The sequence below is a fragment of the Neobacillus sp. NPDC058068 genome (assembly GCF_042885335.1).
Classification (GTDB): Bacteria; Bacillota; Bacilli; order Bacillales; family Cytobacillaceae; genus Neobacillus.
In genome coordinates this window covers 1-26,772 of record NZ_JBHVSI010000016.1, presented here as the reverse complement: position 1 = coordinate 26,772, position 26,772 = coordinate 1, and the positions used below count along the sequence as shown (strand labels likewise).

The 26,772-nt window shown below is 39.3% G+C and carries 21 protein-coding genes, 20 tRNA genes and 1 rRNA gene; 5 read left to right on the top strand and 37 right to left on the bottom strand.

Features of this window, described 5'->3' with window-relative positions:
* Nucleotides 1-4: 4 nt before the first annotated feature.
* The 4 genes from ACFVSW_RS18480 to ACFVSW_RS18465 form a co-directional block, all read right to left on the bottom strand.
* Entirely contained in the window at nt 5-835 is an 831-nt protein-coding gene (locus ACFVSW_RS18480; RefSeq protein WP_387318098.1) for a carbohydrate ABC transporter permease, read from the bottom strand.
* The gene (locus ACFVSW_RS18475; RefSeq protein ID WP_387318097.1) at nt 835-1,752 is read right to left on the bottom strand and encodes a carbohydrate ABC transporter permease; all 918 of its coding nucleotides are present in this window, start codon (nt 1,750-1,752) and stop codon (nt 835-837) included. Before ACFVSW_RS18475 ends, ACFVSW_RS18480 begins: the two co-directional genes overlap by 1 nt.
* 64 nt (nt 1,753-1,816) lie before the next feature.
* Nucleotides 1,817-3,094: an ABC transporter substrate-binding protein gene (locus ACFVSW_RS18470; protein WP_387318096.1), complete on the bottom strand. Its 1,278-nt coding sequence runs from the start codon at nt 3,092-3,094 to the stop codon at nt 1,817-1,819.
* A 237-nt stretch (nt 3,095-3,331) separates the two neighbouring features.
* Nucleotides 3,332-4,360 (bottom strand): LacI family DNA-binding transcriptional regulator, encoded by a 1,029-nt coding sequence (locus tag ACFVSW_RS18465; RefSeq protein WP_387318095.1) that lies wholly within the window; start codon nt 4,358-4,360, stop codon nt 3,332-3,334.
* A 521-nt stretch (nt 4,361-4,881) separates the two neighbouring features.
* Between ACFVSW_RS18465 and ACFVSW_RS18460 the strand changes: the two genes are divergently transcribed.
* Entirely contained in the window at nt 4,882-6,102 is a 1,221-nt protein-coding gene (locus ACFVSW_RS18460; protein ID WP_387318094.1) for an MDR family MFS transporter, read from the top strand.
* A gap of 83 nt (nt 6,103-6,185) precedes the next feature.
* Here ACFVSW_RS18460 and ACFVSW_RS18455 read toward each other — a convergent pair whose 3' ends face one another.
* From ACFVSW_RS18455 to ACFVSW_RS18445, 3 genes are all read right to left on the bottom strand, one after another.
* On the bottom strand, nt 6,186-7,016 hold the full coding sequence (locus ACFVSW_RS18455) for a protein-ADP-ribose hydrolase (protein WP_387318093.1): 831 nt from the start codon (nt 7,014-7,016) through the stop codon (nt 6,186-6,188).
* An 83-nt stretch (nt 7,017-7,099) separates the two neighbouring features.
* Nucleotides 7,100-7,945 carry a Sir2 family NAD-dependent protein deacetylase gene (locus ACFVSW_RS18450; protein ID WP_387318092.1) on the bottom strand — a complete coding sequence of 282 codons (846 nt, stop codon included), beginning with the start codon at nt 7,943-7,945 and terminating at the stop codon, nt 7,100-7,102.
* A gap of 151 nt (nt 7,946-8,096) precedes the next feature.
* Nucleotides 8,097-8,735: an NAD(P)-dependent oxidoreductase gene (locus ACFVSW_RS18445; RefSeq protein ID WP_387318091.1), complete on the bottom strand. Its 639-nt coding sequence runs from the start codon at nt 8,733-8,735 to the stop codon at nt 8,097-8,099.
* 202 nt (nt 8,736-8,937) lie between these two features.
* Between ACFVSW_RS18445 and ACFVSW_RS18440 the strand changes: the two genes are divergently transcribed.
* On the top strand, nt 8,938-9,375 hold the full coding sequence (locus ACFVSW_RS18440) for an Rrf2 family transcriptional regulator (protein ID WP_387318217.1): 438 nt from the start codon (nt 8,938-8,940) through the stop codon (nt 9,373-9,375).
* Between the two features lie 535 nt (nt 9,376-9,910).
* On the opposite strand, the gene ACFVSW_RS18435 is transcribed toward ACFVSW_RS18440, so the two are convergent.
* The 6 genes from ACFVSW_RS18435 to ACFVSW_RS18410 form a co-directional block, all read right to left on the bottom strand.
* Nucleotides 9,911-11,554: a M20/M25/M40 family metallo-hydrolase gene (locus ACFVSW_RS18435; protein ID WP_387318090.1), complete on the bottom strand. Its 1,644-nt coding sequence runs from the start codon at nt 11,552-11,554 to the stop codon at nt 9,911-9,913.
* 144 nt (nt 11,555-11,698) lie between these two features.
* Complete coding sequence (locus ACFVSW_RS18430) at nt 11,699-12,352, bottom strand: GntR family transcriptional regulator (protein ID WP_387318089.1); 654 nt, start codon at nt 12,350-12,352, stop codon at nt 11,699-11,701.
* A 201-nt stretch (nt 12,353-12,553) separates the two neighbouring features.
* On the bottom strand, nt 12,554-13,735 hold the full coding sequence (locus ACFVSW_RS18425; RefSeq protein WP_387318088.1) for an aminotransferase A: 1,182 nt from the start codon (nt 13,733-13,735) through the stop codon (nt 12,554-12,556).
* A 41-nt stretch (nt 13,736-13,776) separates the two neighbouring features.
* Nucleotides 13,777-15,078 (bottom strand): MFS transporter, encoded by a 1,302-nt coding sequence (locus ACFVSW_RS18420; RefSeq protein WP_387318216.1) that lies wholly within the window; start codon nt 15,076-15,078, stop codon nt 13,777-13,779.
* An 84-nt stretch (nt 15,079-15,162) separates the two neighbouring features.
* Entirely contained in the window at nt 15,163-15,846 is a 684-nt protein-coding gene (locus tag ACFVSW_RS18415; RefSeq protein WP_387318087.1) for an RraA family protein, read from the bottom strand.
* A gap of 569 nt (nt 15,847-16,415) precedes the next feature.
* Complete coding sequence (locus ACFVSW_RS18410; protein ID WP_387318086.1) at nt 16,416-17,618, bottom strand: YibE/F family protein; 1,203 nt, start codon at nt 17,616-17,618, stop codon at nt 16,416-16,418.
* A gap of 224 nt (nt 17,619-17,842) precedes the next feature.
* Between ACFVSW_RS18410 and ACFVSW_RS18405 the strand changes: the two genes are divergently transcribed.
* Both ACFVSW_RS18405 and ACFVSW_RS18400 read left to right on the top strand, forming a co-directional pair.
* Entirely contained in the window at nt 17,843-19,441 is a 1,599-nt protein-coding gene (locus ACFVSW_RS18405) for a purple acid phosphatase family protein (protein ID WP_387318085.1), read from the top strand.
* A 254-nt stretch (nt 19,442-19,695) separates the two neighbouring features.
* Nucleotides 19,696-20,772, top strand: coding sequence for a HupE/UreJ family protein (locus ACFVSW_RS18400; protein WP_387318084.1), 1,077 nt, complete (start codon nt 19,696-19,698; stop codon nt 20,770-20,772).
* 216 nt (nt 20,773-20,988) lie between these two features.
* Here ACFVSW_RS18400 and ACFVSW_RS18395 read toward each other — a convergent pair whose 3' ends face one another.
* The gene (locus ACFVSW_RS18395; RefSeq protein WP_387318083.1) at nt 20,989-21,183 is read right to left on the bottom strand and encodes a histidine kinase; all 195 of its coding nucleotides are present in this window, start codon (nt 21,181-21,183) and stop codon (nt 20,989-20,991) included.
* A gap of 1,342 nt (nt 21,184-22,525) precedes the next feature.
* Between ACFVSW_RS18395 and ACFVSW_RS18390 the strand changes: the two genes are divergently transcribed.
* Complete coding sequence (locus tag ACFVSW_RS18390) at nt 22,526-22,687, top strand: hypothetical protein (RefSeq protein ID WP_387318082.1); 162 nt, start codon at nt 22,526-22,528, stop codon at nt 22,685-22,687.
* A gap of 98 nt (nt 22,688-22,785) precedes the next feature.
* Here ACFVSW_RS18390 and ACFVSW_RS18385 read toward each other — a convergent pair whose 3' ends face one another.
* From ACFVSW_RS18385 to rrf, 23 genes are all read right to left on the bottom strand, one after another.
* Nucleotides 22,786-23,955, bottom strand: coding sequence for a uracil-xanthine permease family protein (locus ACFVSW_RS18385; RefSeq protein ID WP_387318081.1), 1,170 nt, complete (start codon nt 23,953-23,955; stop codon nt 22,786-22,788).
* Nucleotides 23,956-24,119: 164 nt separating this feature from the next.
* Nucleotides 24,120-24,635 carry a GNAT family N-acetyltransferase gene (locus ACFVSW_RS18380; protein WP_387318080.1) on the bottom strand — a complete coding sequence of 172 codons (516 nt, stop codon included), beginning with the start codon at nt 24,633-24,635 and terminating at the stop codon, nt 24,120-24,122.
* 168 nt (nt 24,636-24,803) lie between these two features.
* A tRNA-Asn gene (locus tag ACFVSW_RS18375) sits at nt 24,804-24,875 on the bottom strand.
* Nucleotides 24,876-24,901: 26 nt separating this feature from the next.
* Nucleotides 24,902-24,975: transfer RNA gene (locus tag ACFVSW_RS18370), tRNA-Ile, on the bottom strand.
* A gap of 12 nt (nt 24,976-24,987) precedes the next feature.
* Nucleotides 24,988-25,061: transfer RNA gene (locus ACFVSW_RS18365), tRNA-Gly, on the bottom strand.
* Between the two features lie 11 nt (nt 25,062-25,072).
* Nucleotides 25,073-25,146 (bottom strand) — tRNA-Cys (locus ACFVSW_RS18360).
* 14 nt (nt 25,147-25,160) lie between these two features.
* Nucleotides 25,161-25,236 (bottom strand) — tRNA-His (locus tag ACFVSW_RS18355).
* A 5-nt stretch (nt 25,237-25,241) separates the two neighbouring features.
* Nucleotides 25,242-25,326, bottom strand: a tRNA-Tyr gene (locus ACFVSW_RS18350).
* Nucleotides 25,327-25,350: 24 nt separating this feature from the next.
* Nucleotides 25,351-25,423 (bottom strand) — tRNA-Phe (locus tag ACFVSW_RS18345).
* A gap of 37 nt (nt 25,424-25,460) precedes the next feature.
* Nucleotides 25,461-25,537: transfer RNA gene (locus ACFVSW_RS18340), tRNA-Asp, on the bottom strand.
* A 3-nt stretch (nt 25,538-25,540) separates the two neighbouring features.
* A tRNA-Met gene (locus tag ACFVSW_RS18335) sits at nt 25,541-25,614 on the bottom strand.
* A gap of 29 nt (nt 25,615-25,643) precedes the next feature.
* Nucleotides 25,644-25,736, bottom strand: a tRNA-Ser gene (locus ACFVSW_RS18330).
* A gap of 8 nt (nt 25,737-25,744) precedes the next feature.
* Nucleotides 25,745-25,817, bottom strand: a tRNA-Ala gene (locus ACFVSW_RS18325).
* 23 nt (nt 25,818-25,840) lie between these two features.
* Nucleotides 25,841-25,917, bottom strand: a tRNA-Pro gene (locus tag ACFVSW_RS18320).
* An 8-nt stretch (nt 25,918-25,925) separates the two neighbouring features.
* Nucleotides 25,926-26,002, bottom strand: a tRNA-Arg gene (locus ACFVSW_RS18315).
* A 14-nt stretch (nt 26,003-26,016) separates the two neighbouring features.
* A tRNA-Leu gene (locus ACFVSW_RS18310) sits at nt 26,017-26,105 on the bottom strand.
* Nucleotides 26,106-26,110: 5 nt separating this feature from the next.
* Nucleotides 26,111-26,185 (bottom strand) — tRNA-Gly (locus ACFVSW_RS18305).
* A 9-nt stretch (nt 26,186-26,194) separates the two neighbouring features.
* Nucleotides 26,195-26,279 (bottom strand) — tRNA-Leu (locus ACFVSW_RS18300).
* 10 nt (nt 26,280-26,289) lie between these two features.
* Nucleotides 26,290-26,365 (bottom strand) — tRNA-Lys (locus tag ACFVSW_RS18295).
* 8 nt (nt 26,366-26,373) lie between these two features.
* Nucleotides 26,374-26,449 (bottom strand) — tRNA-Thr (locus ACFVSW_RS18290).
* A 33-nt stretch (nt 26,450-26,482) separates the two neighbouring features.
* Nucleotides 26,483-26,558 (bottom strand) — tRNA-Val (locus ACFVSW_RS18285).
* Nucleotides 26,559-26,561: 3 nt separating this feature from the next.
* Nucleotides 26,562-26,636, bottom strand: a tRNA-Glu gene (locus ACFVSW_RS18280).
* A 41-nt stretch (nt 26,637-26,677) separates the two neighbouring features.
* Nucleotides 26,678-26,772: ribosomal RNA gene (gene rrf / locus ACFVSW_RS18275) — 5S ribosomal RNA — on the bottom strand; the annotation flags it as partial.

Genomic DNA, 26,772 nt, shown 5'->3' with positions numbered 1-26,772 from the left:
GATATTACCCTTTAACAGATCCCCCATATATGCCACTGATAAAATACTTTTGCAGCAACAGGAATAAGATTAATACCGGCACAATACTGATAACCGTTCCCGCTAATACTTGGCCATAATAGACGACCTGGCCTGGAGCCACTAATTGGGATAATAGAACAGGTAACGTTGTACTCTCTCTATCTTGTAAAATAATAAGCGGCCACAAATAATTGCCCCATTGTTGGATAAAGCTCAAGATCCCCAGAGCAGCTAGTGGCGGTAACGATGTAGGCAAAATAATTTTATGAAAAATCGACATTTCACCAGCCCCATCCATTCGCGCTGCTTCGATCATTTCAGTCGGAATACTCATCATATTTTGCCTCATAAAAAACACACCAAAGGCATTCGCAAGCGCTGGTAAAATGACCGCCTGTGGTTGATCTTGCCAGCCGAACCCGATGATCATTTTGAACAAAGGAATTAATGTCACTTGGTGTGGCAGCATCATCGTAATTAATACGGTAACGAACATGATATTTTTCCCTTTAAACTCATATTTAGCGAAGGCATACCCTGCAATCGCACACAAATAAAGAGTCGCAATCGTAAAAACAGTAGAGATGAGCAAACTATTCCCCAATGCCTTCCAAATAGGGGCAGAAGCCGCCAGTCCTGCTATGTTATGCATAAACTCCCCGCTCGGTAATAACTTAGGCGGACTTTGAAAAATGTCACTATCAGAAAGTGTTGAACCTACAAACATCCAATAAAACGGATACACAGAGGCGATACTAACGATAATTAAAAATAGATATCCTGCTAATTTTGTTAAGAAGGATGATCCTTTCATTACATCTCTCCTCCTTTTGCCACCTTGATCTGAAAGAAACTGATCAAACCAACGATAATGGTAATGATATACGCTGCGGCTGATGCATAGCCAAATTGGAAGCTTTGAAATCCAAATTGATACAGGTACATAATCGGTGTATTCGTTGCATTATTAGGTCCGCCCGCTGTTAATAAGGAAGGCTCGGTAAATAATTGAATCGTGCCAATGGTAGAAAGAATTCCACAAAACAGCAGGATTGGCTTTAACATCGGAATAGTGATCTTAAAGAATTGCGTGAATTTATTGGCTCCATCCACTTCAGCGGATTCATACAACGAGTCATCAATCGTTGTGATTCCTGCCAACAAAATAATCGTATTATAACCGGTCCATCTCCATGTCACTGCAATAATAATTAACACCTTCGACCAGAACGGGTCACTAAACCAATGAATAGGGTCAATATGAATGAGTCCTAACACGTAATTCATCATTCCATATTGTTCATTAAAAATAAGGGTAAAGACAATGGAATAAGTGACTAAATCAATTAATACCGGCAAAAAGATACATAATCGAAAGATGGCCTTTCCCTTAATAAATTTAGAGTTTAATAAGACAGCTAATAATGTCCCGATAATAAGCATGAGCGGTACTTGAACAATTAATATGATAAAAACATTGGATAAAGACTTCCAAAATAATCCGTCTGTTAGAATGTTTTTAAAGTTTTCAAAACCAACCCATTCTGCTTGGTTTCCCTGTGCCGAGGTGAAGGATAAATACAATGATTCGATAATGGGATACACCATGCAAATAGCAAACACCAGAAAAAACGGTGATAGAAATAGGTAGGGAGTTACTGTTTTACGATTCCATTTTTTCTTCTTAACAACAGAAGGTCCTGTCATTTTTCCAAGAGCTGTTTCCGTCATTTTGGCACCTCCTATATATAAGAGTAGGTGTTTATCTTACAAACACCTACCTGATCTGGTTTTTCTATTTATTTATTTTAAGTTTCGTTGATTTCGAAATGGATTCTGCAGCAGTTCCCATCGTTTTCTCTACATCATTTCCCGCTAACACACCATCAATCATATCTTTAAGCGGTTTCGTCGCATCTAACATAATAGGACCATATTCCATCCCTTTAATGGTTGTGGTTTGTTTCGCAAAGAACGGATACAATTCCATTCCAAAATACTCATCTTTCGTATTAAATGCTTCGCTCTTATAGAATGGAGTGTAGGAAGGGAAAAGTCCGTATTTTAACATGATCTTTTGGCCTTCGTCTGTCGTTAACACATATTCAATAAATTTAAATGCCGCATCTGCATTTTTTGACTGTTTTGACACGGCTAATATGGAACCGCCTAAATTGGCTTGTGTATTCCCACCCTCTTTAAAAGCTGGGATCGGAACGATGCCCCATTTACCAGCTTGTTTTTCAACAGAATGGCTTAACGTACCCGCATACCATACAGGTAAAATAACACTGGCAACTTTATCGTTCGTTAACGCTGGAATACGTCCATTGCCATCGTGAACGTTAATGGCGATGCCCTCATCCTTCATCTTCTTTTGAAGTAAAAGTGCTTGTTTGGATTCCGGTGAATTTACATTAATTTTTCCGTCTTTCACATAAGAACCACCCAATTGGTTTAAGAAGATTTCATAAAGATTAAAATCATCAGTATAAAGGGTCATCGCTGTGCCAGGGATGGCTTCTTTTAATTTCTTGCCAGCTTCAAGATAATCGTCCCATGTTTTAATTGATTCAACATCAATGCCCGCTTTTTCAAATAAATCTTTTCGATAATATAACGCCGTTGGACCTACGTCCCATGGCATGGCATATACTTTATGATCCTTGGTGACACTTTTCCAAGAAGACTCAACAAAATCATTTTTGTATTTATCCGTTTTGTCTGTTAGATCCACAAATTGATCAGGAAACTTCTGCAGGAATGCTGGAAAATCCCTTGCCTGAGTTTGAATAATATCCGGAGCGCCTGTTCCTGCTGCTAAAGCCGGGGTAACTTTGGAATAGCCGGTATCCGTATGCAGTACTTCAACTTTTATATCCGGATACTTTTTGTTAAATCCCGCAATTTGTTCTGTTAAAGCATCTGCGGCAGCATTCCAGGATGCCACCGTAATTGTTGCTTTTCCATTAGTAGAACTAGCCTTTTCATTTTTTCCACCACTGCATGCCGTCAAGAAAACAGATAGGACCAATAACAATGACATTGACAACAATACTGAGAACCTTTTCATTTTTTTCGCCCCTTTTCTTAATTTATGGTTACGTGACCACATTGCCGAAAAATAATATGATTGCCTAACCACAATGCAGACATAAAAGTGTGGTCACGTAACCACATTGCTGAAAAAATAATGTGGTTACGTAACCACCTTATTTTAAAAAAATACCTTTTTAACACATCTTGCCTTTATTTCTTCCGGCTATGTTTTTAAAGTAAATTATTTTGTAACCGTTGTCAATTAAAATTACTAAATTAATAAATTTTTTACTGATTCTCTTTCCTTCAACATAGCTTCCACTTCAATGCTTTTTTCAATGGTTTTTTCGTTCTGAAGTTGATCCAGCAACTGCTGTACTAGCATTCTGCCAATTTCCTTTTTGGGAATATTCATCGTAGTCAGCGTTGGAGTCACGATTTTAGCTAACTCAATATTATCAACACCAATGACTGAAATATCCTCCGGAACTTTTTTCCCGCTTTCAATAATCGCCCTTATTGCCCCAGCTGCTAACAAATCATTAGACGCAGCAACAGCAGTAAAATATTGCCCTTTATCCAATACCATTTTTATCGCTTCATAACCCGTCGTCAATTTATCTTCATACATTTCAATGAAATTCCGATAATAATCCTTAATCGGCAAGTCATGTTCCTTCATGGCCAGTTCATAACCGTTGTATCTGGGATTACTTTCCTTTTCTTTATTATAATAATGGCCTAAAAAGAGAATTTCCTTATGTCCGTTTGTGATCAAATACTCAACAGATTGCCTCATTACCTTCTTTAAATCAATATATATATGAGGAATTTCTGCTTTACGGGGAATGTTCATGTGATCAATTCGATCCCAATAGGTAACCAGCGGCATTTTTTTCGTAATTTCGAGAATATCCTGAATCATGGTTAACTCCTGAGAGGCAAGCAGAATAATTCCATCATAAGGGCCTTCTAACACTTGCTTAATATAGGGATGTTTTTTCTTCGTAATATTATATAACGATAAGGAATAACCGCACTCGATTGCCATTTCCTCTATTCCCATAAACATTTCTGAAAAAAAGGAATTACTAATAGAGGGTGAGATACAGGCAATTTGTTTATAGGATTTCGCCCGTAAATTTTGTGCTGCTCGGTTCGGTATGTAGTTTAGTTCGGCAATGGCTGCTTCGATTCTTTTTCTTGCCTCCAGGGCGACATACCCGTTATTATTGATGACGCGCGATACGGTCGATGGTGAAACTCCCGCCTTTTGTGCCACATCTTTTCTTGTAGCCATACACACTTCCCCTTTTTTAACTTTACATTTTATATCTTACCTTGCATTGTTTCCTGAATCTACTATCTATAAAAGCTCTTCCCTCATTTCCAATTTCCACTTCAGTTTATTTCATAAGTATAAATTATATCATATTATTTGTTTTACGGATGCGAGTTTTAAGCTCCAAGAATAGAGGAAATCTGATCCTAGTGAAACCGGGGTCAGACCCCCACTCAGGCCAGTGATGAAAAATTATTTCATATAATTTTCAACTAATTTGTAGCTTCTTATGAAAAACTTGCCGAAGGGTGCAAGAGTTAAGGTTCAAAGCTGTCTTTTAGGCAGCTTTTTTTCTTTTTGTGCTCGAATACGTGCTGGCCAGGTTTTTGACAGGCGATAAGGATTTCTTATTGTAAAGTATAAAAAACAAATAATTTCCTTATGCCATTTGTGGTGTTACGATATGGATGAAATTGTTAAACAGTTACACAGCCTTTTCTTACTTCCGAGTAAAAGATGAGAGAAATGAGGATCTATATATGAACAAAATAAAAGGTTATTTCAATGAATTTCATCCAATCGTATGGGTATTGCTAATTGGAACGATTCTTTCAAGAGGATCTGCCTTCATGACCTTGCCTTTTCTATCCATTTATCTATCCCGACATCTGGACCTGTCGCCTGTCATTATTGGCATAACAGTTGGAATGAGCCCATTAATGGCAACCGTTGGCGGATTTATTGGCGGTCATTTATCCGACCGCTTTGGCAGGAAAAGGGTCATGCAGTTTGCCTTGTTTTCTATTGCCTTTGTTTATTTTGGTTTTGCGCTTGCGAATAGCCAAGGATGGTTTATACTGCTGAACGCTTTAAATGGACTTAGCAATTCCTTTTTTGAACCAACTTCACAGGCCTTAATGGGAGATGTGACCGAAAAGAACAACCGAATGAAGGCCTATTCCTTAAGATATACCGCACTCAATATCGGTGCATCAGTTGGTCCTCTTTTAGGAGCATACTTGGCTACTACTTCAGCAAAAATGTCATTTGCCATTACCGGGATTATCTATCTTGTATATGCATTCGCTTTATTAGTATTAATGAAAAAGCTTTCAATTCCCCAATCCGAGCAATCGATTAAAAAATCTGTGTCATTTTGGCAAGCAATCAAAATCGTCAGAAGGGATAAAGCATTTCTCTATTTATTACTTGGAATTATCTTAGTGAATATTGGCTATGTTCAAGTAGATTCCACTCTGCCACAATTTTTGTCATCTACTCTTTCTAATGGGGTCTATGTTTTTTCCGTTTTGTTAACACTTAATGCCGTGATGGTTGTTTTCCTGCAAATGCCCATCAGTCATTTAGCAAATCGGTATAAACCGATGCAAGTAATGATTGTTGGGGCCTCCTTCATGGCAATAGGTTTATTGCTTTGCGGTATGATTAATGGCTGGGTTACAGCAATCCTTTCCATGATATTGTTAACCATTGGGGAAATACTCATCTTTCCATCCAATAGTCTAATGATTGACCAGCTGGCCCCTGACCATTTAAGAGGAACCTACTTTGGAGCTGGGCAATTTCGAAAAATAGGCAATTTTATCGGACCTATTTTCGGCGGCTTCTTGCTAAGTCACTATCATGGACAAATCATGTTTTGGACGATTTCACTCGTAGTACTGGGAAGTATTCTATTCTTTATGATCGGAAATCGATCATATGTGAAAATTACTGTAAGTGGTTTAGAAAAATATTAGAAAATGCCCCCGATGAGCACTGAGGCTGGACCATTCTCAAAGTCCAAAATTTATGCTTACTTATCTTTAGCTAAGTGGGGGTCTTACCCCAAAATTTCATTTAAATATACATTGTAATCATCTTTACTGAATACATTAAAGATAATTTTTTCAAAATGATTTGGGTGTTCAGATAGCCATTGATTTACTGTATTTACGGCGATATGAGCAGCTTCCGGCTTTGGAAAACCAAAAACACCCGTTGAGATAGCACAAAACGCAATGGTCTTAATATCCTCAATTTCAGCTGCTAATTCGAGGCAAGAAATATAACAAGACGCTAATTCATCTCTTTGCTGCTTTGTTAAGGCAGTTCCATTTGGAACAATCGGTCCAACTGTATGCAGAACATAATGAGAAGGCAGATGATAAGCTCTGGTGATTTTTGCATTTCCAGTTTCCTCTAACTCTTTTTGTACAGACATAATGATTTCACAATCATTCCTTAGTTGTGGGCCAGCAGCTGAATGAATTGCATTATCAATACAAGCGTGTAATGGTTGAAAACAACCTAACATTTGATTATTTGCTGCGTTTACAATTGCATTAGCGTTTAACTGTGTAATATCTCCTTGCCACAAAATAAACTTATCCGATTGGGAAAAAGAATTATTGGGAAACATTGTTGCAACTGAATCAAGTTTCTCCACTTCAACGATACCCTTTTCTTTTAGCTCAGTTTGTAAGAGACAATCCAGCTGTTCAAGTAATTTATCAGCTAACGGTTTTGGTGCCCTAATGTTTAATAGCGCTCTCAACAATTTACGTTTAGGGTCATAGTCATTAGGAATGGTTACATCACATGGAGCATCAGGTTCTTGCAATAGCATTTTTATTACATCGTCAACAATACGTTCAGTATCAGTTTGAATCATTACTTGTGGCACAAATTTATCATTTAATTGAATGAATGAAGAATAATCTTTTAATGATAATTGAGGTATTAAGATACACTCCTTTATTTCAAAAGTGCTGAGACAACATCTTGCATATCCTCCGTAAATGCAATGGTTTTATCTCGGTTTTCCTTTGCACCCTCTGGATGCTCCTTGTTAAAGCGAATTAAGGTTGCGTTTTTATTGTGGTGAGTCATCTGTTCAAATGGATAACGAATTATCCCTGGTGTATTGAATCCAACACCTAGTTCCAGATAAATAATTTTCTTTCCTTCTGAATCCTGTATGAATTGATTGTAGGTTTTATTTAATTCATACCACTTTTCATTCTGTACAAAGTATTGGTTGATCCTTAAATGAGGGTCCATACTTCCGCCACATACAGGGCATTTTGGAACAAGTTCGGAAGGAATTTTACAATCAACCGTTTCATTCACCATTTCCTTTATAAGCGTTTCATTAAAATATACCTTGTTATGACATCCTTTTGCACATTGCAAATAGCCGTAATTTCCCTGAACTTCAAACACTTTCTCAGTAGGGAAACCAGATTTTTCGAACTGGCTATCGACATTGGTTGTGATGACAAAATAATTTTTATCCTTAACCAATTTGAATATGTCCTCAAAAAGTCTAGTAGCACTAGGCTCATAACGGTTTACAAAAATATGTTTTGCCCAGTATGCCCATCGCTCTTCCTGTGTTGGGAATGGATAAAAACCTGATGAATACATATCGGTCAATCCGTACTTTTCTATAAATGGGGCAAAATTTTCGGTAAATCTTTTCCTACTATACGTTATGCCTGCAGCAGCAGATACGCCTGCACCACCACCTACTAGAATCCACTCCGCATCTTCAATTGCTTGCTTTCCTGTTGATATACGTTGCTGATAAGTTTCATTCATAATCTCACCCTCTCTAGTTTTTGCGTAGTAATCAAAATGTATAAATGGCATTATTAAGACATTTTTAACATATTAAAAATATCCAAATAGCAAAGTACCATTAGCCTGAGAAACTAATGGTACTTTGCTATTTTTATTTGGTTACGAAGATTTATTCTGCTTCACTGACAACTGTGAAACGTTCATTTTTATGTTGGGGATTTTCAATTTCATCTACTACTGCAATCGCAAAGTCTGCATAGCTGATATAACTTTCTCCTTTTGAATTTACTAGCAGATGATCTTTTCCAGATTGATAAGATCCAGTTCTTTTTCCTTCCGCATCAAATATCGCAGAAGGACTGATAAATGTCCATGTAATAGCAGATGTTTCCTGTAATTCTTGCAAGTTTCGTCCTTGCCCTTTAGCTGTTGGGCTAAAGATATCTGGAAAATCAGGTGTATCCATTACCTTAACAGTTTTGTTTTCATCTACATAAAGACTTCCAGCTCCACCTACAATTATTGCTCTTGTATTTGTTCCTTTTAGTGCCTCAATTAAAGCATGCCCAGCATTAACGTGTGCCTGCTCATCACCAAGTGGAGCACCGAAGGCATTAACAACTACGTCAAACTTTTTTACATCATCTGAAGTAAGATCAAATATATTTTTTTCAATAACCGAAACGCTTTTATCGTTAAGTTTTGAGGCATCTCTTACAATAGCCGTTACTTCATGTCCTCGACTAACTGCTTCTTTCAATATAAGACTTCCTGCTTTACCACTTGCACCAATAATTCCAATTTTCATTTTATAGCCCTCCTATATTTAAAATCAACTTGTAATTAAAATGATTACCTGTAACTATCTTAATTACATCTGATTTATTTGTCAATACTTTTAACAATCCTTTTTTCATTTTGTGCATATTGAAAGGGAAAATACACTTGTAATAGAACTAATTACAGGTATACTATTAAGTTGAATCTTATTAAAGAAGGTGAAAATGAAGATGTCTATCAGCAGTCGTTTTGCTGTGGGAATTCATATATTAGCGCTTATTGAAATCAATAAAGGTGGGGTAAGCACCTCTGAATATCTAGCTGCAAGTGTAAATACCAATCCCGCCGTAATCAGAAAAATAATGGGGATGCTTAAAAATGCAGGGTTTGTAAAAGTTCGCCCTGGTATAGCAGGAGCTGAATTGGCAAAGAACTTATCCGAAATTACATTGCTTGATATATATAAAGCAGTTAACGTTGTCCAGGAGAAAGAACTGTTTAGCATACATGAAAAACCCAATCCGCAATGTCCCGTCGGTAGAAATATTCAAAATACAATTGGTCCACTTTTTGAAATTGCCCAAACGGCATTGGAAAAAGCTCTTGGAAATGTAACTATTGAGGATGTAGTAAAGGATATTATTGAAAAAGAGAAATTGAAGTATTAGAGCTGCGGTGAACCGTATCACAAATAGGCAGCGGTTTTCTTAAAAATATAGTCCCCGGAGTATGATTAGGAAATTGTTAGTTATCGTATTATGTAAGGGGGGATCATTTGGCCCCCCACCCTTCTTTCCATTGGATGTGATGTTAACAGCTTTGTTAGAGCTTTAGTTAATCCCATTGGGCTGGATGATTCCCCTATGGATTATGGACTTCCACTTTACGCCCTTCATGCATGCCAGCCTCAATATTGTCGTTTACTACTTTTTCAAAACTTGGCATCATTCTGGATGAAATGAAAGCTACAATTGGAAACTCCACAGGGACGGTTCTCATGGTATTAATTTAGTTAGTCCCATTCCATTGAAAAAGGGTCAGGCCCCCACTACCAAAATGCTTAACGTAGTGGGGGCCTGGCCCTTTTTTAACTTTATAATCTGGATTGGAGACGGAAAACTTAAAACTTAATTCTTCTTTACAAAGCTGCCTTTTATTTAACGATGAGGACATTATTAAATGAAGGGTATCTTCAAAAATATTTTAATTATTGTCCCCAGCTAATAATAGATTCACTGTAATAGAAAGCATATCTCTTAAAGCTCCGAAAGCATTGTCAACATCTAATCGTTCGGTCCATTTATGAGCATCCTTTCCAACAGGGCCTAGGTTGAGTACAGGAATATTTAGACTCTCTAATACATCTAAAGGAACACTATATCCCTTATCCCAAAGAGGCATGTTAGCGGTGAGGTCTCCAAGGCTTGAAGCAGGTTTATCTAAAGATACATAGCTTAAGTCCGATAAACCAGCAAAATAATTTTGTTTTTTAAGCTCGATATTATACTGGTTTTTGGCATACCCAATGATATGATCCACTACACGACTAATACGCGGGTGGTTTCGAGAGTTTACCGCCGGGTAATAAGGCGGAGCAAAGAAAAGGACAATCATTGGTGATAACTCTTTACAAAGGATAGAAAGCTCATCAACCAGGTGAATGGTCAAGTCGCGATCGTCCTTCAGCCCTCTGCTGCTCATTACATTCGTTTGAATAGTATCGACTTTTTCTTTTCCATAGGTTTCGATTGCATAACGTAATAATTCATCAAAATGATAAACCTTTACAGAAACTTCATGTGGTGTAGAATTTTCTAGTTTCGAAAAATGGGCTGCTCTTTTTTCATAGCCTTGTTCGATCTTTCGGGCAACTTTTTCAGCACTTTTCCTTAGGTGGTCAACGACTTCATTCATTGATCGTTCCATAATAAACATATTAAACATGGTAATCGCTCGATGTGGTATTTGCACATTGTATTCTTTTTTTAAGTCTTTCTGGATCAGAGTTGTTGGAGGAGGAGTGACCTCACCTTCAACCACTTCACAAAATTCAGTGTTCAACTCTAACTCATTCGTTAGTAACGACGCCATAAAATTCCCGTTTAATCCTGAGAAAGGCTCACCCACATGTGTTTCCTTTCCGTAGCAGAGAAACCCAGGTAAAATCTTACCAATTGAACCGGAATAAATATATTGATTCTCATCTCCTGGATAGCGGGCAAACATTGGCTCTGAGTTTAAACACGCGTTGTATTCAAGCTTATGCTGCTTCGCCATTTCCAATAGGATCAGTGCCGCATTACGCATCCCCACAGAATTCACTTCTTCATCACAAACCGTTAAAAGCAATAAATTCCCATCAAATGATCCGGAACATGCCTCTTCGATGAGCGACATATGCAGAGCTAAACCACACTTCATATCCATCGTTCCCCTGCCGAACAACCAATTTCCATTTTCTAAGTCCTTTTGAACATCTTTAGGCATATGATTCTTGTTTTCATAAAATAACTCTGTTAATTTTTTCGGATGAAAAGCATATTCCTGCCAATCACCATAGTCCTCTACTCCCACTACATCAAAATGACTGACAAGAATCACGGTTCTTTTTTCATTCGTCCCTTTTTTTACGAGAGCCGTAACAAATTTACGGTCGTCCTCTGTTGTATGAAGAGTTAAATACTCTTTATTCGTTTGAAAGTAAGGAAGCTCACGAAGTTTATTTTCAACGTATTCCGCCACTTTGATTTCGCCGATACTATGTGTCACACTTGGAATTTCAACAAGTTCACAGAGTGAGTCCAATAATTGATTTTTTGTTTGCCATTTACTTTCTTTTACCATCATTTGCTTACGTCATCCCCTTTCAAATAAAAATTGTGCTTGTATTTGTATACAATTGTTTTTAAAAAAATATATATGAGTAAATATAAGTTAAAGAAGCCCCAGCAGCAGGTCATCCTACTAGAGCGCATAACCCCATACGGTTTTTTATTTTAAAAGTGTAAGTCCAAATCTTTTGGATACATTTTTCACATGATTGGCCATGCATTCAGTTGCTTCTTCAGGGTCTTTCCTTTCAAGAGCATCAATGATCTGAAGATGTTCTTGAAGAGCTTCTGACGCACTATCTTGTAGCGTATTCGTTAGAATGAGATACCTTTGCATCTGGGTGCGAAGAGAATTAATAAATTCATTTAATTTATGGTTATTGGTAAACTCCGCGAGATAGCTATGAAATTGGGTGTCCAAATTAATAAATTGGCAAAAATCTTGTTCAACGATACTTTCACGCTGTTGATTACAAATATCTTTTAAAAATGCTAATTGCTCTTCGTCCATGCTTAAGCAGGCAAGTTTAGCTGCTAGGGGTTCCAACGTTTCTCTTAAAACCTGGTACTCTCGTGCTTCTTCTACAGAGATCATTCGAACTCTTGTTTGTTTGGATGATTCCATTTCAGCCAGACCTTCATAGACTAGCTTTTTTAGGGCGGTTCGGATCGGAGTTCGGCTGATTCCCAGCATTTCGGCTAAATGCTCTTCCGTTAAATATTCCAATGGTTTTATATCATTATTGATAATGGCATTTTTTATCACATCATACGCTTGATCAGATAACGAACCAGCAGATTTCAATTTTCGCATAATAATCTTCCTTTACCTTTAGTCCAATTTAAAAGTTACTTAAACGTATAATCAAAGTATATTGTACTAGAAGGACAATATACTTTGATTATAACATGATGTTAAGATTGTAAATATCTACAAAATAAATTCCCATTAAATTTATTGAACAATTAGAGTGAAACTGTAACAAGATCCTTTCTAGTTGGGGTCACCATCTTATTAAGGTTTCCCCACTGCCCTTTTGTTCTTAATGGAATCCATAAAAAGTTCGATTCGATCTAAAGCTGTTTTGAGCATTTCCATGGAAGCAGCATATGAAATCCGTATGAAACCTTCTCCATATTCAGAAAACCCAGTGCCAGGCACCACCGCCACTCTTGCTTCTTGTAAAAGGTTCATCGCAAAATCGAATGAATTCATGTTGGTACTTTTTATCGAAGGGAAAACATAAAAGGCACCCTCTGGTTTCACAACTTCAAATCCCATATTCGTTAATCGTTCGCAAACATAATCTCTTCTTTTCCTATATTCGACGACCATTTGATGCGCATCATTGATTCCATGTGTGAGAGCCTCAACGGCTGCATGCTGGCTTACCGTGCTAGCACAGACTGAATTATAAAGATGCACCTTCAACATCTCTTCAGATAAATAGGCCGGCGCAAAGGTAAATCCAATTCTCCACCCTGTCATAGAATGTGACTTAGCAAGACCATTAATAACGATCGTTTTTTCCCTCATTCCTGGAAAAGAGGCAATCGAATAATGTTTTTTATCAAAAGTCAGTTCACTATATATTTCATCCGAAACTACGAAAATATTCTTTTCCCTCAGAAGTCTTGCAATTTCAATCATCTCTTCTAGATCTAACACGCTTCCTAACGGATTAGATGGAGAGCAAAGGACAAGGCAGCGAGTTTTTTGGGTTATTTTACTTTCAATTAATTCGGCATTGACCTTGAATTGATTTTGAGTCACATCAATATATACGGGAACTGCCCCACACAATCTGATAAGCGGTTCGTACCCTGGATAAATAGGAGCTGGGAGAAGGACTTCGTCTCCCTCACGCAAAATCGTGCGAAATGCTGTATCAATGGCTTCTGTCGCTCCGTTGGTGACAATGATCTCCTTTTCGGCATCATAAGATAAACCGTATTTAAGATTCACAAAGTCACTAGCCGCTTGTCTAAGGCTAAGTAACCCCGCATTATGCGTATAGGCCGTTTGATTCTGTCTTATGGCTGAAATACCAGCCTCTTTTATATGCTCGGGAGTACGAAAATCAGGCTGACCAAGGGTAAGATTAATCGCATCAGGATAATCAGCAACCATATTGGAAAATTTCCTAATACTAGGAACCTGAATAGTCGTAACTCTTTTATTGATCAAATTTTCCATGTGATCTCACCTTTTTTAGTTTTACACTCATTCATCATTTCCTATTTATTTTCCACTGGAACTAAAGGACGATCAGGCTTAATAAAGAACCATATCAAAGCTGCAATAATGACAGGGATAATGTTGATTAATAGAGTGGTGTTCCAACCCATTTCTTGTGCAAACCAACCGCAGATAATTGGAGATGTGATCCCTCCAATGGCTCCCCACGTATTCATCCAGCCACTGACGGAACCTGAGAATTCTTGACCTAAATCGTTCGCAATCGCCCAAGAAGCAACAATAGGTAACCCTAGTGCACCAAGCGTTATTGTCAACCAAACAACGTTTGATGTAGGACTAACAGAGTAAGCAGAGAGATACAAGCCTACCATGAAAACGACAAAACCGAATATGGCCATACCCCCACGAGCGATGATCCGCGAGTTTGTTTTTTGAAGGATTTTATCTGAAACAGCACCTCCGATTAGAACAGAGAGACAGATAGCCAACCAAGGGAAACTTGCAGCAAATCCCATTTCTTTTAGAGAAAAGTTCCTTGCCTCCATCAAATAAGTAGGCAGCCATGTTAAAAAGAATGTGTTCATGTAGATTACAACTAGATATTGAATCCCTACCAACCAAAATCGGTAGTTTTTCAAATACTGCTTCCAAGGGGCTGATTTTTTTTGAAGACCGGAAAAACTGCGATTTTCAATAATTAGCCTTTTTTCTGTTTCAGAAATCCACGGATGCTGTTCTGGCTTATCTCGTCCGAAGAAATACCAAGCCATTGCAACCACGATGCCCAAAAGACCAAAAGCATAAAATACCCCTTGCCAACCAAACGCTGCCAAAATGGCTACTGAAATCCCTGGTGCAATAACCGGACCCAAGAAGGAACCAGCTAACAAAGCACTCGACGCACGTCCTTTTTCATGCTTTTGAAACCAGTGAGAGTTGAAAACAGCGTTCCCCGGATACATCGGACCCTCACCAGCTCCAAATAAAAATCTTATGATACACATGACCACATAATTGGCACTTGCAGCGGTTAAAGCAGTAAAGATAGACCACCATGCAACTGCGATGGTCACGATCTTCCTTGCTCCAAACCTTTCAGCCAGCATACCGCCAGGAATTTGCGCAAAACAATACCCTAAGTAAAAAAGTGAAGAGAGCAGTCCAAATTGCACTTTATTCAAACCTAAATCTTCCATCATTGGTACAGCAACGATAGAAATATTTGATCGGTCCATGTAAGCGATGAAACCAATGATAAAAAATAGAAAGGCAAGTCCCCAACGTAACCCGATTTTCTTTTCCTTTACCTGTACCATTTCTATTTGTTTTTCAGCTTCCATTCTTCCCACCGTACCCTCTCCTTTTTTAAAATAAATGTAGAAAAGCAGCCAAAAAATAGGTAATCATTTTATTAGTCATTCATATCATTTGTCGTTCTTGCTCTTTTCTACCAGCTGATCCCATAATGGGTCGAAGCGTCGAAGGTAATTCTCAGCACCTAACTGTTCTAAATCTTGGCGGCGTTTTTCATCGGCTTCCTGTTCCTTTTTACCAATTTCAAGATAGGTTAATGCATCCTCTTTTGGGACCACTAACAAGCCATCGTTGCTTCCGACAATAATATCGCCGGGGTTAATAACACAACCGGAAATGGATACTGGCACATTTACATCGCCATCAAGACTGTAAACTTTGGTCGTTAAAGGGGAAACAGCGTAAGAAAAAACCTTAAATTGGAGATCAATAATCATCCTGGTATCTGTAACCGGTCCGTTAATGATACAAGCAATCGCACCTTTTTCCATAGCCAGTTTAGTTGTGATTTCTCCCCAACAAGCAAAACGTTCTTCTTCGTTCATATCAATAACAACCACATCGCCAGGTTTCACAAAATCTAGTGCCTTATTGACTAATAAACCATCATTGGGAGGAATCCTTACGGTGACTGCAGGACCTGCAAAGGTATTGTCAATTGGAAATAAGGGCTTAATTTTTCTTGTACTGATTAATTGAAAATTGAGACTGTGTCCATAATCACTCGGAGAAACCGCTTCCAATTCTTTGATAACTTGTGGATCTGGTCTTTGAATTTCAGAAATAATCTTCATTAGGTTATTTCTACCCCTCTCTTCTATTGTATACAAATACAAACACATTATATATGTGAGAAAGATTAATTGTCAATACTATTTAGAAAATTTAATTTCTTCACAATCCATTCTTAAATACATTTTCAAAACCGCTTTTTTATCCGAAGTTCAAAAGCAAAATCAGAAATCCATTTCCTATTTTTATGGAATTTTAGACCATAAATTTTGCGTACATTTTCACGATGCTCTCAATGAGAAGTATAATTCCAATGATGAGGAAATTATATTTGGTTCGTGGATGAGATAACCTCCTACTATTCTTTAACAATCCTTAATTAGTTCACTTGATATAGGCACGATCTGAAGCAGTTAAAGCGAATGATCCTTCAACAAATTTGCGTAGTTTTCTTTCTGCGGTTCTGAGTTGAGTGGGGGTCTGACCCTAAAATTAGTTGTTCATTAAAAAAAGAAATAAAAACAGAAGCAATAAGAGTATTGCCGCTGTTTTTAATCAAATAAGAATGTTTAATTATTTTGAAGAATACAGTGTAGAAGCCTTATTTGGTATCATCTGCTCGCATGTTCAATCATACACTCATCTTCACTTCTTTTACGTTCTTGTCAGTCTCAATATTGTCGTTTACTACTCTTTCAAAACTTGGCATCATTCTGGATGAAATGAAAGCTACAATTGGTACGGTCAAGACGACTCCAATGCATCCGGTTATCGCTTGAATCACTTCGATAGTCACCATATTCATGTTAGTCAATTGGGTAAAAGGCACTTTCATTGAATACAGAATCATCAACGAAGAGAGTGTAGTACCGGTAAAGGCAAGAAGCAGGGTATTTGCCATCGTTCCCATCATATCCCGACCAACATTGATGCCAGATAAAAATAGTTCCTTCTTGCTAAGTTTTGGATTTGCCATATAAACTTCATAAACGGAAGAGGCAATGGAAATGCCTACATCAATGATGGCACCAAGAGAAGCAAGCATAATCCCCGCGAACAAGATCCCTTTAAGCTGCATGCCGGTTTGCTGGGAAACAATAATCAAAACTTCAACTTCTTTCGTATTAAACCCAGAAATTTGCAACAATTCACCGAAAATGTAGGCAATAGCTCCGGTTATGACGACCCCGGCTGTTGTACCTAGGATGGCCGCTAAAGATTTTGAACTCCAACCGTTTAATAAAAGCAAGGTGATACAAGTAGTCAGGACTCCGACCACCACAGTAGCAAAAATTGGCGAATATCCTCTATACAGCATCGGAATAAATAAATAAAATATACTAGCAAAGGTAAAGACAATACCAGCCACCGACTTCAATCCTTTTTTCCCGCCGACCGCCCACAGAATCCCGAAAAATAATAGAATCATAGAACCCATGAGGGGAGCTCGATAATGACTGTATACCGTTACGAAATAATTTTTGTGATCGGCAGAGTCAACATTCACCACAATGGTCTGCCCTTTTTTTGTAAGAACGTTTATGTAAGGACTCAAATAGTTGGTTATGGTGTGGACCTCCCCTTTATGTTCCCCGGAAAGAATTTTAACCTCCAGCTGCTGAGTCCCGTGATACAATCCACCGTTTTCCGGGTCATTTGCTAATTCTTCGCTGACGACCCGTAATACTTTTGCCTTTTCATAACTTGCATAAGAAGTGCCGCCGTGCTCATTATATGCCTTTTCAGGACTCTGATAAAAAAAATACATCGATATTGTGATAAGCAATAGTACAACTGTGAAAAGAGCTGTTCTTACTTTCTTAGATGTGAACATATGAAACCTCCATGCCATTTTAAAAATATTCTATTCTCCTACAACATACCAGATGAATGTAAATGTATTGTTAACAAAGTTTCTACTTTTCGTAAAAATAAGAATTTACAAAAAGTTAATCGAAGCCATATATTCCATTAACAAAAATCTCTTAAGATATAGCTGTACTCTCAAAGAACCAAACTCGCGGGTGAGAGAATAATATTTTAGGAGGAATAGTTCGCATGTTTAATGTTTTAAAATTGAAAAAGTCTACAAAAATTACTCTAGCAGCTTCGTCGGTACTCCTAGCATTACCGTTATTAACAACAAGTTTTACAGGTAAAAGCAATTTAAATCCAATGAGCATTGCCAAAGCAGAAGAACTTACATACTTTTCTAAAGACATCGCACTCAATCCCGGCAGTGATGAGAGTGAACTGCGTTTCACGTGGTATTCCACTGTGAATCCAGAAAAGAGCATCGTCCAGATTGCGAAAAAGTCAGATATGACAGGCAATGCATTCCCAGTTGATAAAGCGATAACATTTACAGGAGCGGCGTCTCCAGCAGCAAAAGTCGGAACAACAGCTTATTATTCCAACAAAGTTACGATTACCGACCTGGAACCTTCCACTCAATATGTATACCGGGTAGGAGACGGCAAAAGTGAGAACTGGAGCCCTGTCTACAACTACGCAACTCAACGGACAGATCAATTCAGTATCATGTTTGTAGGCGATCCCCAAATAGGGGCATCAGGCAGCGTGCCTAAAGACGAGGCTGGCTGGAAAGATACGCTGAATAAAGCGATGGTTAAGTTCCCTAACCTAAGCTATATTATGTCAGCAGGCGATCAGGTTGAAACGGCAACAAACGAAGCGCATTATGACGCTTTCATGAGCCCAGATGTACTCAGAAGCTTGCCTGTAGCATCGGCTGTCGGAAATCACGATACGAGTGTGAATTACAAATATCATTTCAATCAGCCTAATGAATCTACGAAATACGGCGTAACAAGTGCAAGCGGTGACTATTATTATACCTACGGCGATGCTTTATTCATGGTCTTGAACACGAATAATACGGACGGTGCCGGACACGTACAATTCATGAAAGAAACGGCTGCTAAAGTTCCAAATGCTAAATTTAAATTTGTCACGTTCCACCACGACATTTATGGAGCTGGACCTCACTCTACGGAGGCTTTAATTACAAACTTAAGAGCTGCTCTTTTTCCAACATTTGATGAGCTGAATGTTGACGTCATCTTTATGGGTCATGACCACTCCTATGTAAGAACCTATGTCATGAAAGGGGATATCCCTCAAAGAAATCAGCTGATTGACAGCAAAGGAAGGGTCGTTAATCCAACAGGATCGATGTATATCACAGCAAACTCAGCAAGTGGAAGTAAATATTACGAATTAAAGCCGACTCCGGAGGTATATTCCGAGGTTAGAAGCCAGCTTAAAGTTCCAACCTTCTCTACAGTCAATGTAGACAAACATAGTGTTTCGGTTGATACCTATAGAACGGACACGATGGAAAAAGTAGATACTTGGTCGATGGTAAAAACCAGTCTGCCAATGCTGCAGGGATTAGTAGAAGAGTATAGCTCAAATGGGGATTTGAACACACCACTCTTCAATCAATTGACAAACACCTTGAAACAAGCGGAACACCATTTAAATAAAGGCTCCAAGAAACAAGCAGTGAAATTCATGCAGGATTTCCTAGAACATTTGAATAACAAAGCCATGCAGAAAAATATAACCCAGTCTGCCAAGGATGTTCTTGCAGATAATGCACAAGAACTCATTTTATACTGGTCTGCACAATAAGAAAAAGCGTAAGCGCCTTGGTTAGGGGCGATATAGGAAGACTTAGCGACTGGCAAGCGTATGAAGACAGAGATTAGTCTTCCTTAATGCCCACGAAGTAGACACGACACAAGACAAGCCTGTGACCTCGAGCCCCTAGTCGCTGGAGCTGGACAATCGCAAAGTTTTCATCCCGCTGGCTTTTATGGTCAGTGGGATATTTATGTAAATGATTTCTTTCATCTGAAAAAGTTGAAATCTGGAGGAAAAACAAGATGAATAAAAAATGGGTCATGATGATCGTTGCATTATTTGCGATATTCGGCTTCACTGTCCCTGTTACGTTTGCCCATGCCGACGACAGTGAAGCTTATTCCGACATCACAGAAAAAAATGGCACTATTACATATGTATTGCGAATGAATATGGACCAATTGAGGATCGTAATCACCCCGAATGATCCCGAAATCAGCAATCATTCACCGGAAGTCATTAACCGATTTCTGGAGGATTCAAAAACAGATGTGGAATCCTATCTACTCTCCAATATCAAACTCCATGCCGACGGTTTACCGTTAGATGGAACTCTAACCCGGCTTCAAGCAACGAAAGTGAACAAAACGCCTTACGTTGAAGCAGTACTGGAGTATCCGATAAAACAAAAACCTGAGCAATTCATATTATCCTATAACCTGTTTTTTGATGATTTAGACCAATGGCACACGAATTATGTCACGCTAGACCTTAACGGAAAGAAACAAAATTCAGTGTTGACCTATGATTCGCGGGAAACCCACCTGGGCGAATTGAGTTATTTTCATACCATAAAGCAATTTTTATTGCTCGGAATGGAACATCTGATTACCGGTTATGACCATATTTTGTTTTTGACTGCTCTACTAATAGGAGCTACCTCAATCAAACAGATTCTTAAGGTTGTTACAGCATTTGCTGCAGCCCATACGGTGACTTTAATTCTAGCCGGTTTGCATATCGTAACGCTGCCTGGAAGGTTCATTGAGTCTGCCATTGCGCTGAGTATCGTTTATGTTGCCCTTAACAACCTTTTAAAACGGAACACGAAACACAATGTATGGTTAGCATTCGGATTCGGGTTGATTCATGGATTCGGGTTCGCCGATATATTATCAGAAATGAGGATGGACAGAGGGCAGTTTGCTTCTTCTCTATTGACGTTTAATTTGGGTATTGAAATCGGTCAAGTATTGATCGTGTTATTCATATATCCGGTTATTCAATATATTCGCAGAGTCAAATGGACAATCCCTGCCATTTCGACCACAATTACCCTTTTTGGAGTGGTCTGGTATATTGAAAGGGCGTTTTTATAAATTTCATTGGCTTTAATTGAAAAAAACGGTTAAAGTACTTTTTTAGTATCTTTAAACCGTTGAGGTGAACCGTATCAAAAAAACCGTTAGTATAAATTATAAAGAACCGATAAAAAAAAGAATTGCCCGCTATCTTTGAATTATTTAAAGATAGCGGGCAATTCAAAATATCTTGCTGTTACTAGCCTTACACTTAGGGAAACTACCTCCATGCAATCAAGACCGTTTCCTTCCTTCATTATTTGGAAAAAGAAAATAGGAGATTGCTCCTGAAAATAGTGCAGCTCCTAGTGCAATGATTAGTCTAATTCCTAATTGTATTTCTGAAAAGTCCTTATTAAGCATCCAAAGTGCTACAGCCATAACGATAATCATGATTGGAATGATAAGTGTAATTCTTTTCGGTTTCAATTCTTCACTCCCCTTCTTTCCTCTTTTTTACCTAAACATTATTATACAAGAAACAAAGACGGGTAATGAGAGTTTGTGCGTCCAATATTTTGAGATGGCAATGCGCAACCTCACTCCAAATCATCTGTCACATCATGTCCACGACCATCTTCTTCTATTTTCCCTATCAAACAAACGTTTAATTAAAACAGTAGGAATCCTTGATATATAAGCCTTTCCTCGTCCCAATCCATGAAAAAATTGCTTTCCAAATAATAGCCAGGAAATGTCGTAAGTTTTAAAAAATAGGTAATAAGTGAGTTAAATTATGTCGTAAGCGGAGGAAGGACGACGTAAATGGATTCTACTTCGACTTTTTGACATATTTTCAGCGGAAAGACCTACGTAGACCTCTTCACAGTGCCCGTGAAGCGAAAAAAACGCATGGTTCGGGCACTCTGAAAGGTTCACAGTGCCCATGGATGCGAAAAAACTCATGGTACGGGTACTCTAAAAGGTTCACAGTGCCCATGGAAGCAAAAAAACTCATGGTTAAGGCACTCTAAAAGGTTCACAGTGCCCATGGAAGCAAAAAAACTCATGGTACGGACACTCTGAAAGGTTCACAGTGCCCATGGAAGTGAAAAAACTCATGGTTCGGGCACTCTGAAAGGTTCACAGTGCCCATGGAAGTGAAAAAACTCATGGTTCGGGCACTCTGAGGGAATCGCTGAGCCCGAACAAGCGTAAAAAATCGCCCCCACGGAAACCCAAATTAGAGTAATTCAAAAGATTCTTTTACGACGGACTTGGCACAAAATGTGATTCAACAAATCCAGCAATCCAATCCCACAAGTAATTTTGCACATAAGTCTCGCTAACTGGCAGTAATCTTTCATTCAATAAACATTAAGACACCCATTAGTGGTTTTATCGTATATCAAGAATGTACGAGGAGACAGTCGTTCTAAATAATAACTGGGAGAAGGAGCCTGTCCACTCGTCCCATTAAATTTTTTACCATTCAATACACCCTATCTACACACCCCCATTCCCCTCCTAAATGTCGTATTTTCCTTCATGCTCGAAATCTTCAATTTGCTTTTCTGATTTTTTTGAAAAACGGGTACAAACCTAAAGCATGTCCTACCCTTGACACATATAAATACAGTACAAATCCACAACAGGGATAGATGGTAGGGAGGTAAAAATATGGATTAACTATAAAGAAGGTTTCTGTAACATCTATAGAATGATAAAAATCCCCAAAAGGAGATGGATGATTATTAAAACGATTAGCTTTGATAACACGTCATGTAGTGATGTATTATCAGCATGTTTTGATGAAAACTGGAAGCGTGAATTGACAAATGAACATGTAGTTTACACTGCTACTTCGTACAATGCGGAAGTAACACTGTATCTCCAAGGCGACTATAGTCAAGACCTTGTTTTCGATTATGGCAGCAAAATATTGGTCATGGGAAAGACCTATCATCTACCACCACACAAAGAATATCAATAAAAATGAATGTTCTTGGTTAAATAGTAGGGGGCAGATCTCCTGCTAACCTGCATTGAAAAAGCCATTCCGCTGCAAATGTTGGGAATGGCTTTTTCATTTTAACGTTCATTCTTTATAGTAAAATCGGGTATGAGCCAATAGATGAGCAATCCGGCAATGGTAGCGTAGGCGATACCGTTATGAGCATATCCAACTCCGATGATGAAGATAATCGCGACGATGACCAAATTTTTCATATTAGCCAGACTCACTTTTTCCTCAATGAGGTGACGGATTCCCATTGCAGCAATCATACCAAACAACAGGATACAGATGCCGCCCATCACTGCAACCGGAATGGATTGAATAACAGCTCCGACTTTAGCGAACAAGCCAAGAAGAATCGCAATAACAGCAGCGCCTTGAATGATCCTACTGGAAAACTGGCGTGTGATGGCTAGAACCCCGAGGTTTTCCGCGTAAGTTGTTTGTGCAGGTCCGCCGATGAAGCCCGAGATTAATGTTGCAATGCCATTCCCCCATAGGATGCTTGAAAAACCCGGATTCTTTGTCACATCTTTTCCTGTAATCTCATTTAGCACAAACATATGTCCAAGGTCTTCGATGATGGTAACCAGGGCTATCGGCGCCATTCCGAGGATTACGACCCAGGTGAATTCCGGCATGACAACATGCGGAAGAGCAAAAGTCGGTGCAGCTGCAATGGTATGAAAATCAACAAATCCACGCACCGCGGCATATGCATACCCTACTGCAAGACCGATGAGGAGCGGAAAGAGCCGGATTACCTTTGTGCCTGCAAGCGTTGCGATGACTGCTGCCAGAAGGCTGACGATAGCGACATCCCAATTGGTCGAAGCCATGCTGGTCACCGCCGTGGTTGCCAGCGAAAGACCGATAATACTTACAACAGGTCCGACGACAACTGCAGGAATTACCTTACGGACTTTTTCAAAACCGACAAAGGAAATGATCATAGATACAATGGCATAAACAATGGAAACGCTGATAAGACCTGCAACGGCTTGACCCGGTGAATGTAACTCCCCCACATACAATGCAAGCGGAGCAATAAAGGCGAAAGATGAACCTAGATACGTGGGAACCTTTCCGCGTGTAATAAGATGGAAAACCAAGGTTCCTAAACCACTGGCAATAAGTGCACTTCCTGGATCAAGGCCAGTTAGTGCCGGAACCAAAATTGTTGCACCAAACATCGCAAACAAATGCTGGAATGATAATGGGATTGCGCTTAAAAACTTTTTCAATCGTTTTCCCCCCTTTAATAGTTCCTTCATATATCATATATTTCTACTATTTATTTTTAGAATAAATTCGTAAAGTATTTTCTATATATTTTGACTTTTTAAAGCAGGGCTTCACCACAGAAAATGTAAGGGAATTTATCCTTCAATTGTATTGGGGAGAATTTTCAATTCTTTTTCATATTTTTTTGATATTTACTATGTCCATCTGTTAAACCAACAAGTTCAAATTCATTATTCTTATAAAAGTTATTTAATTTTATATTATCCGCAACACAATCTAACTGAAGATACTCTTTATCACTAATATTGTTTTGTATCAGAGCCAAAATACTTCTACCCATACCTTTCTTCATATATGGAGGAATAATGGCAAGTCTATGTAAATAAAACGATGTAGAGGAAATATCTTCTCCCCAAATATGCCTATCCCATTCACTTTGTTTTGATAAAAGTGTAAATGTAGCAACAATATCGTTATCTTTCAAAACAATATACGTTTCTTGATTAGATACCGCTTGTTCAATTTCTGCATCTTCACCGCCATCTAATAGAAACTTCCATTTGTTTATTTCATTATCTTTCATCCATAAAGCTATCTGTTTTAACATTTTTATTATTTTACTACTATCTTCATTGGTAGCAATTTTTATATTAAAACTTTCATCGTAATCCAAGTTCATTTTTTCCTCCTCATAGAGTACTAATTTTCTTTATTTATTCTTTACGTTTAAATACAACAAACTACTTTGAAATACCTGCATGTTAGTTAACTAAATCGATCGATTGTTTCCTAGACGACAAAAAAAGTAGAGATACTCTGATCTCTACTACTACGTTTTAAAAAATGACTCCGCAGGTAGGACTCGAACCTACGACCGATCGGTTAACAGCCGATAGCTCTACCACTGAGCTACTGCGGAATAATAAAAATATGATTTTATGATAATGGGCCTAAATGGACTCGAACCATCGACCTCACGCTTATCAGGCGTGCGCTCTAACCAGCTGAGCTATAGGCCCAAAGATAATGATTGGAGCGGGTGATGAGAATCGAACTCACATCATCAGCTTGGAAGGCTGAGGTTTTACCACTAAACTACACCCGCGTGCTTAAATTTGGAGGCAACACCCGGATTTGAACCGGGGATAAAGGTTTTGCAGACCTCTGCCTTACCACTTGGCTATGCTGCCACATTAAAAATTAATGGGGCGACTGATGGGAATCGAACCCACGAATGTCGGAACCACAATCCGATGCGTTAACCACTTCGCCACAATCGCCATAATGGTGGAGGGGGACGGATTCGAACCGCCGAACCCTGAGGGAGCGGATTTACAGTCCGCCGCGTTTAGCCACTTCGCTACCCCTCCATAAAAGGATATTTCATGTAAAGATGGCTCAGGACGGAATCGAACCGCCGACACAAGGATTTTCAGTCCTTTGCTCTACCGACTGAGCTACTGAGCCATTATCAACGGCATTTAATCTACCGGGATAAAAAAAATGGCGGTCCGGACGGGACTCGAACCCGCGACCTCCTGCGTGACAGGCAGGCATTCTAACCAACTGAACTACCGGACCATATTGCGGGGACAGGATTTGAACCTGCGACCTTCGGGTTATGAGCCCGACGAGCTACCAGACTGCTCCACCCCGCGATAATAGAAAGTAAATAATAAATAATATATGGAGGAGGAAGAGGGATTCGAACCCCCGCGCGGTATGACCCGCCTGTCGGTTTTCAAGACCGATCCCTTCAGCCAAACTTGGGTATTCCTCCAAATAAAATGGAGCCTAGCGGGATCGAACCGCTGACCTCCTGCGTGCAAAGCAGGCGCTCTCCCAGCTGAGCTAAGGCCCCGTGTTAATAATGTAATTTTCGACTGGTCGGGAAGACAGGATTCGAACCTGCGACCCCTTGGTCCCAAACCAAGTGCTCTACCAAGCTGAGCTACTTCCCGTAAAATAATGGCGCGCCCGAAAGGAGTCGAACCCATAACCTTCTGATCCGTAGTCAGACGCTCTATCCAATTGAGCTACGGGCGCATTCGTTTGAAAAATGGTGCCGAGGACCGGAATCGAACCGGTACGGTAGTCACCTACCGCAGGATTTTAAGTCCTGTGCGTCTGCCAGTTCCGCCACCCCGGCAATATTGGAGCGGAAGACGGGATTCGAACCCGCGACCCCCACCTTGGCAAGGTGGTGTTCTACCACTGAACTACTTCCGCATTTAAAAATGGTGCGGGTGAAGGGAGTCGAACCCCCACGCCTCGCGGCGCCAGATCCTAAGTCTGGTGCGTCTGCCAATTCCGCCACACCCGCAATATGAAAATGGTGAGCCATGAAGGACTCGAACCTTCGACCCTCTGATTAAAAGTCAGATGCTCTACCAACTGAGCTAATGGCTCGAAAAAAATGGTGCCGGCGAGAGGACTTGAACCCCCAACCTACTGATTACAAGTCAGTTGCTCTACCAATTGAGCTACCCCGGCATGTAGTTTGAAATAGGATGTTAAATAAAATTATGGTGGAGGATGACGGGATCGAACCGCCGACCCTCTGCTTGTAAGGCAGATGCTCTCCCAGCTGAGCTAATCCTCCATATGGTGACCCCTACGGGATTCGAACCCGTGTTACCGCCGTGAAAGGGCGGTGTCTTAACCGCTTGACCAAGGGGCCATAGTAATTTTCGACAAAACAATAGCCCCAAAAGGGGCTTAGCCTGGCAACGTCCTACTCTCACAGGGGCGCATGCCCCAACTACCATCGGCGCTGAGAAGCTTAACTTCCGTGTTCGGTATGGGAACGGGTGTGA

Bases quoted from the DNA above. Each gene is read 5' to 3' on its own strand.
- ACFVSW_RS18480 (WP_387318098.1), bottom strand. From the start codon at position 835: ATGAAAGGATCATCCTTCTTAACAAAATTAGCAGGATATCTATTTTTA.
- ACFVSW_RS18475 (WP_387318097.1), bottom strand. From the start codon at position 1,752: ATGACGGAAACAGCTCTTGGAAAAATGACAGGACCTTCTGTTGTTAAG.
- ACFVSW_RS18470 (WP_387318096.1), bottom strand. From the start codon at position 3,094: ATGAAAAGGTTCTCAGTATTGTTGTCAATGTCATTGTTATTGGTCCTA.
- ACFVSW_RS18465 (WP_387318095.1), bottom strand. From the start codon at position 4,360: ATGGCTACAAGAAAAGATGTGGCACAAAAGGCGGGAGTTTCACCATCG.
- ACFVSW_RS18460 (WP_387318094.1), top strand. From the start codon at position 4,882: ATGAACAAAATAAAAGGTTATTTCAATGAATTTCATCCAATCGTATGG.
- ACFVSW_RS18455 (WP_387318093.1), bottom strand. From the start codon at position 7,016: ATGATTCAAACTGATACTGAACGTATTGTTGACGATGTAATAAAAATG.
- ACFVSW_RS18450 (WP_387318092.1), bottom strand. From the start codon at position 7,945: ATGAATGAAACTTATCAGCAACGTATATCAACAGGAAAGCAAGCAATT.
- ACFVSW_RS18445 (WP_387318091.1), bottom strand. From the start codon at position 8,735: ATGAAAATTGGAATTATTGGTGCAAGTGGTAAAGCAGGAAGTCTTATA.
- ACFVSW_RS18440 (WP_387318217.1), top strand. From the start codon at position 8,938: ATGTCTATCAGCAGTCGTTTTGCTGTGGGAATTCATATATTAGCGCTT.
- ACFVSW_RS18435 (WP_387318090.1), bottom strand. From the start codon at position 11,554: ATGATGGTAAAAGAAAGTAAATGGCAAACAAAAAATCAATTATTGGAC.
- ACFVSW_RS18430 (WP_387318089.1), bottom strand. From the start codon at position 12,352: ATGCGAAAATTGAAATCTGCTGGTTCGTTATCTGATCAAGCGTATGAT.
- ACFVSW_RS18425 (WP_387318088.1), bottom strand. From the start codon at position 13,735: ATGGAAAATTTGATCAATAAAAGAGTTACGACTATTCAGGTTCCTAGT.
- ACFVSW_RS18420 (WP_387318216.1), bottom strand. From the start codon at position 15,078: ATGGAAGCTGAAAAACAAATAGAAATGGTACAGGTAAAGGAAAAGAAA.
- ACFVSW_RS18415 (WP_387318087.1), bottom strand. From the start codon at position 15,846: ATGAAGATTATTTCTGAAATTCAAAGACCAGATCCACAAGTTATCAAA.
- ACFVSW_RS18410 (WP_387318086.1), bottom strand. From the start codon at position 17,618: ATGTTCACATCTAAGAAAGTAAGAACAGCTCTTTTCACAGTTGTACTA.
- ACFVSW_RS18405 (WP_387318085.1), top strand. From the start codon at position 17,843: ATGTTTAATGTTTTAAAATTGAAAAAGTCTACAAAAATTACTCTAGCA.
- ACFVSW_RS18400 (WP_387318084.1), top strand. From the start codon at position 19,696: ATGAATAAAAAATGGGTCATGATGATCGTTGCATTATTTGCGATATTC.
- ACFVSW_RS18380 (WP_387318080.1), bottom strand. From the start codon at position 24,635: ATGAACTTGGATTACGATGAAAGTTTTAATATAAAAATTGCTACCAAT.